6 protein-coding genes and 1 tRNA gene are annotated in these 5868 nt (G+C 66.9%); all 7 read left to right on the top strand.

Annotated features, from left to right (window positions below; all coding sequences use genetic code 11):
* The first annotated feature begins 95 nt into the window (after positions 1–95).
* Positions 96–779, top strand: a complete 684-nt coding sequence (locus tag GP2_RS20535; protein WP_051997290.1) for a hypothetical protein — start codon at positions 96–98, stop codon at positions 777–779.
* A 60-nt stretch (positions 780–839) separates the two neighbouring features.
* Positions 840–1838 carry a helix-turn-helix transcriptional regulator gene (locus GP2_RS20530; RefSeq protein ID WP_006902569.1) on the top strand — a complete coding sequence of 333 codons (999 nt, stop codon included), beginning with the start codon at positions 840–842 and terminating at the stop codon, positions 1836–1838.
* A 46-nt stretch (positions 1839–1884) separates the two neighbouring features.
* Positions 1885–2961: an NAD(P)H-binding protein gene (locus GP2_RS20525; protein WP_006902568.1), complete on the top strand. Its 1077-nt coding sequence runs from the start codon at positions 1885–1887 to the stop codon at positions 2959–2961.
* Positions 2962–3027: 66 nt separating this feature from the next.
* Positions 3028–3735, top strand: coding sequence for a CPBP family intramembrane glutamic endopeptidase (locus tag GP2_RS20520; protein ID WP_006902567.1), 708 nt, complete (start codon positions 3028–3030; stop codon positions 3733–3735).
* Between the two features lie 171 nt (positions 3736–3906).
* Positions 3907–3978 (top strand) — tRNA-Val (locus tag GP2_RS20515).
* Between the two features lie 141 nt (positions 3979–4119).
* The gene (locus tag GP2_RS21475; RefSeq protein ID WP_083900302.1) at positions 4120–5547 is read left to right on the top strand and encodes an AAA family ATPase; all 1428 of its coding nucleotides are present in this window, start codon (positions 4120–4122) and stop codon (positions 5545–5547) included.
* Positions 5544–5868, top strand: a 325-nt coding sequence (locus tag GP2_RS21755; RefSeq protein ID WP_006902565.1) for an RloB family protein, incomplete at its 3' end; no start/stop codon positions are given. The genes GP2_RS21475 and GP2_RS21755, both read left to right, overlap by 4 nt.

The raw sequence follows: 5868 nt of genomic DNA, 5'->3' as shown, positions 1-5868 counted from the left end.
CCGCCATCGCGCCCGCCGCGCCGACGGCCGCCCCGCCGGTCCCGGAACCACCCACGGTCGTTCCTCCGGGCGGCACGCGGCCGATGGCGTCTCCTGTGCCCACCGGTCCCCAGGCGATCGGCCCCTCCGGTCCGCAGTGGGATCCGACGATCGCCGCGGCGGGGTGGCAACCGCCCGCTCCCCCGCGCCGACGCTCACCGGCCATCCCGATCGCGGTCGCCACCATCGTCGTCCTGATGGTCTGCGTCGGTGTCCTCGGCTGGGCCATCCTGACCTCCGACGACGAGGAGGCGACGACCGCCGCCGGTTCGTCGTCGACCCCCGTCCAGACCGCCACACCCCCCGCTCCCGTGCCGCCGCCGGTGCAGACCACGACGCCGGTTCCCGCGCCGCCGCCCGCCACCCGGGCACCCGCCCCCACGACGCAGGCGCCGTCGGGGCGCGGTCCCGGCGACCTCGGATTGTCCGTCCCGATCACGCGGCCGCCGTGCGACGGCACCGGCATCGTCGTGGTCGGCAACGCGACCTCGCCGGGCGCGTACCCAGCGGAGGTGCAGGCGTTCCTCGACCGCTTCCCCGGCGCGAGCTATCTCCGCACCGACCAGTCCTGCCCGTCGTTGCGACAGCGCAGCGACGAGGGCAACCCGATCTACGCGGTGTACTACGTGGCCGGGCCGACGCTCGGCGACATCTGCACCCTCCGCAACCGGATCGGCGGCGACGCCTACGGCAAGTGGCTCGACACCACGTCGGACCCGACGTCCTACATCACCTGCTGAACTCGCACAGAACCGCCGACAAGGACAGAAACCGTCCTCATTCTGCGGCACGATGGCCTCATGTTGGAGACCTCCGCCCGGTTGCTCGCGCTCCTGTCGTTGCTGCAGCAACGTCGCGAGTGGTCGGGCAGGGAGCTCGCCGACCGCCTCGAGATCACCACCCGCACGGTCCGCCGCGACGTCGGGAAGCTGCGTGACCTCGGCTATCCGATAGAAGCCGACGTCGGCGTGCGCGGCGGGTACCGGCTCGGCGCCGGCGCGGAGATGCCGCCCCTGCTGCTCGACGACCAGGAGGTCCTCGCCGTCGCGCTCGGCCTCGACGCGGTGACCACCGGTCCGGTCGCCGACATGGCCGAGGCCTCGGCGGGCGCTCTCGCCAAGCTGCGGCAGGTCATGCCGTCCCGGTTGCGGCATCGCCTCGACGCACTGCGCATCGAGGCCGTTCCCCGAGAGGCACCGGCCACCGCTGTCTCCGCCGAGCGCCTCACCGAGATCGCCACCGCCTGCCATCGGCACGAGCGGCTGCGGTTCGACTACCGCCGCGACGACGGCGACGAGAGCCGGCGCGAGATCGAGCCGTATCGCCTGGTGCGCAACGGAAACCGGTGGTATCTGGTCGGTTTCGACATCGGCCGCGACGACTGGCGGTCCTTCCGCGTCGATCGGATGGAACCGCGGACCCCCACCGGACCGCGGTTCACCCCGCGGGAACTCCCGGAGGGCGGTGCCGCGGCGTTCGTCGCGCGCGGACTGGGCTCAGTGCACCAGCGAGCCGCCGCTCGCATCCGCGTCCACGCCCCGCTCGACGAGATCGCGCCGATGGTCCACGAGTCCTGGGGAACCCTCGAAACCGGCACGGAATCCGGCGAGGCCGGCTGTGTCGTCGCCGTCCACGGCTCGTCCTTCGCCACCATCGCCCGTTGGTTGTATCTGTTCGACGCCGATTTCACCGTCCTCGAACCCGAACAACTGCGCGACGAACTCGCCGCCGTCGCCGAGTACCACGCTCGGATCGCCGCGCGGTACCGGCGCGCGATCACCGCACGATCTGACCGCTGACCTGCGCAGACGACCCGACCCGGGATTCTTCTCTACGGTCGGAGGGATGAGGCTACTGATCACGGGGGCAACCGGGTACGTGGGTTCCCGGCTGGTGTGCGCACTTCTGAAGAAGGGCCACGACGTCGTCGTGACCTCGCGAGACCCACGACGACTCGACCGGTTCAGCTGGTCGTCGAGGGTGACGAAGGTGGCGATGGACGCCGACGACGCGTCGTCGGTGAAGCGGGCGATGGCCGAGGCGGGAGCGATCGACGCGGTCTACTACCTCGTCCACGGCATCGGCCGGGCCGACTTCGCCAACGGCGACCGCGACGCCGCCCGCAACGTCGCCGAGGCCGCACGTGACGCCGGCGTCGGCCGCATCATCTACCTCGGCGGCTTCGTCCCGACCGACGACGAGCTGTCGTCGCACCTGCAGAGCCGTGCCGACGTCGCCGAGGGCCTGACCGTCGAGGACGGGCCGGAACTGGTGTGGCTGCGGGCCGCGGTGATCATCGGCGCCGGTTCGACGTCGTTCGAGATCATCAGGTACATGGCCGATCGCCTGCCGGTGATCCCCGAGCCGGCGTGGATCGTCAACGAGATGGACCCGATCTCCATCCGCGACGCGATCCACTATCTGGTCGCGTCGTGCGAATCATCGCTGCCGCCGGGCGAATACGACATCTCCGGCCCCGATCACGCCCGCTACATCTCGATCCTGCACGAGTACATTTCCGCGGTCCGCTTCCCCCGGCTGCGTCTGCCGGTCTACGGCGTCAGCACGCGTCTGGCCGGGCGTCTCGGCGGCCGGTTCGTCCCGGCGCCGTCGTCGCTCACCGAGGAGCTGGTGACGTCGCTCAACCATCCGATGACGGCCTCCGAGCACAGGATTCGGGATCTGATCCCGCCGCCGGAGGGCGGCCTGACCCCGATGCGCGATGCGGTGCGGGCGTCGGTCCACTCCCCGTCCCCGCGTCCGGTGTGCGATCTCGACGACCTGCACCATCTCGCCGTCACCGACCCCGCGTGGGCCGGCGGCGATCTCCTCCGCGCGAAGCGCGCCATCGGCGAGACGATCGGTGGCACGCTGCGGATGTCGGCGCGGATCGCCGGAACACTCCTGCCCAGCCGCGGATGAACGATTCACGGCCCCTACGCCTCGACCGCTCGCCCCGCGTGGCGACCCCGACCTAGGTGGTGATGAGTGCTGGTGACGACACTGGCGCGCGACCTCTACAACTCGATAGCCGCGGACCGCGACCCCGACCCGGGGACCGACTCGGTCCGGCGTCGCTGGATCGTGGGCCTGTTCCTGGTCATCGGCGCGGTGATGCTCGCCGTCTCGCTGCGGGTGGAACCCGGCGACGCGGCGTTCTACCCGCTGACCATCGGCATGGCCGTCGTGTGGACCGTGGGCGCCTTCGCCTCCGGCCCGCTGCGCCTTGGCTCCTACAGCCCGGTCGCCACCCGGCCTCCCGACCGTCTCGGCGCGGCCGGCCTCGGCGTGGTGACCGGCCTCGCGGTGGGCGGGGCCTTCGTGGTCGGCGCGCTGGTCGCCCGGATGATCCCCGGCGTCAGCGACCTCGCGAACCAGGTGCTCGCGTTCGCCGACTACGGCAGCCTGGCCGTCGTCACCGCGATCACCCTCGTCAACGGCCTCGCCGAGGAGTTGTTCTTCCGCGGCTCGGTCTACTCCGCCGCCCGGCCCCACAACCCGGTGCTGGTGTCGACGGTGATCTACGTGCTGGTGACCATGGCCAGCGGCAACGTGATGCTCGGTTTCGCCGGCGCCATCCTCGGCACCGTCTGCGCGATCCTGCGCCGTAGCACCGCCGGGGTCCTCGCACCGGCGATCACCCACGTCATCTGGGGCGCCATCATGGTGCTCGCCCTCCCGCCGATCTTCGCGTGAGCTCTTCTGTGGCGCCTGGTGTCGGCATGCGGGTCCAGGTGCCGCATCCGGCGGAGTCCGGGCCGTGTCGCCGCAGCCTCCGGCCGCTCGCGGCGCGAGAGGGAGCGGTTTTGGGCGATCGCCGTCGACCCGCTAGATTCGTTGTCGCGAGTGTCGCCGACGACGCTCCACGCGCGTATAGCTCAGCGGTAGAGCTCTGGTCTTACACACCAGCGGTCAGGGGTTCGAATCCCTTTGCGCGCACCGATCGCCACTTCTGCGCAGCCAACTCGCCGGTCGTCCCGTCTTTTCATGCCGAATCAGTAGGGTCAAGACTTGGGCTAGTCCACACCCTCTGCGCCAGCCCGTCCATCCGCGCCTGTAAGTCGAGCGTTCGCTCACAGCATGTGTATCGATGATGGTGCTCTGCGCAAGAAAGTTGCAATAATCGCCTTCATGTCACCCAAGAGTGCCCCCAAGAGCCACACCATGCTCGTTTCCTTCGCGGCGGAGAACGTTCGCTCGTTTCGCGATCGACTGGACTTCTCGATGGAAGCGACCGCCATGGCAGAGCCAGGGATGGCCCGAGCCATCCCTTGGCGCAATGAAGGCCGCAGCCTCCAGAAGATCCTGCCCGTGGCAGGAGTCTTCGGAGCGAACGCCTCCGGTAAGACCACTCTGCTACGCGCCATGGCCGATATGCGCAACTTCGTCCGTGGTTCGTACGCGCCCCAGCGAGGCAGGTCAGACAACACGCTTAAGACACTGCGTAAGCCTTTCCGCCTTGACCCCCACTATGAGATGCATCCTTCTCACTTCGAGATTGAGGTAATCCTCGATGGCGTACGGCACGAATATGGTTTTGTCGTTGACGACGAACGAGTTCTCCGCGAGTGGGCTCGATGGTACCCCCGAGGGAAGGCAGCCTTACTATTCGATCGCGAGGGGATGCAGCTTCGAATGGACAGGCGTGGTTCGAAGTCCCGCGCCATCCGTGAACTCCTGCGCGAGGACGCGCTCGTACTGTCGATTGCTGACGCTGCAGGACTTGAACTTCTTGAGCCTCTAAACCGATGGTTCGAGGAGAACCTGCTGTTGTGCGACGCTGCGAGTCGCGAGTCTCGAGGCGGATACACTGCTCGCCTCATGGAGAACGAGGATCGCCGCAAGCAAGTTCTAGAACTTCTTCAGGTCGCCGACCTCGGCATCACCGACGCCCACCGCCGTCAACCACCTCAGGAAGCAGTCGAGTTTGTAGAAACCGTCATCAAGGCACTGCAAAGCGCCCGAAAGGACCAGGAAGACGACGATGAAGACGGTGTCGAGATCCGCGCTGGAGATTTGCATCACATCGAACTCAGCCACCGCGGCACCCACGGAAGTGTCCCCTTTCACATCTCTGAGGAATCGCTCGGAACCGTAGTTTGGCTTGGCCTGGTCGGCCCACTACTCGACGCACTGATGGGCGGGCACGTTCTTCTCGTCGACGAACTCGAAGCCAGCCTCCATCCTCTTCTAGTGGAACAATTTGTCCGACTCTTTCAAAATCGAGAGTCCAACCCTCATGGGGCGCAGCTGATCTTCAACTCGCACGAGGCTCGCCTCCTTGGCAACTCCGCTGAGGATCGCGTAATCGGACGAGATCAAGCCTGGTTTGCGGAGAAGCTCCCTGACGGCAGCACCCAACTTTTCTCGCTTGTCGATCTGAATCCTCGTAAGTCCGAAGCGATCGCCAAGAGGTACCTGGCTGGCAGGTACGGCGCCACTCCAATTCTAAGTTCTACTGAGTTCACCGCACTTGCCGCACTCATGACAACGGACATCCCGCGATGAGTCGGCGCAACCCCTCAGGCCGGGGACGGAAGGCAGCAGGAAATAAAAACGGTAAGAAATACCAGATCCGAGTCTTTGCCGAAGGCCAAAAGACCGAAGAACAGTACCTCGTTCACTGGTCGAGAGCCCATCGGGAACACGTTATCTTAACCGTGGCGCCGCATGTTGGGAGCACGCCTAGCACGATTGTTGATGCCGCAATCTCTGAACGACAACGCGACCTACGAGACCAGAAGAGGTCACGGGGAAATGCGTATGACGAATACTGGTGCGTATTTGATGTCGACGAACATCCCAACCTGGAGGCAACCCTTAAGAGGC

The sequence above is a fragment of the Gordonia paraffinivorans NBRC 108238 genome (assembly GCF_000344155.1).
GTDB lineage: Bacteria > Actinomycetota > Actinomycetes > Mycobacteriales > Mycobacteriaceae > Gordonia > Gordonia paraffinivorans.
The sequence above is the reverse complement of the archived record's forward strand: the minus strand, read 5'-3'. Positions and strand labels throughout refer to the sequence as shown.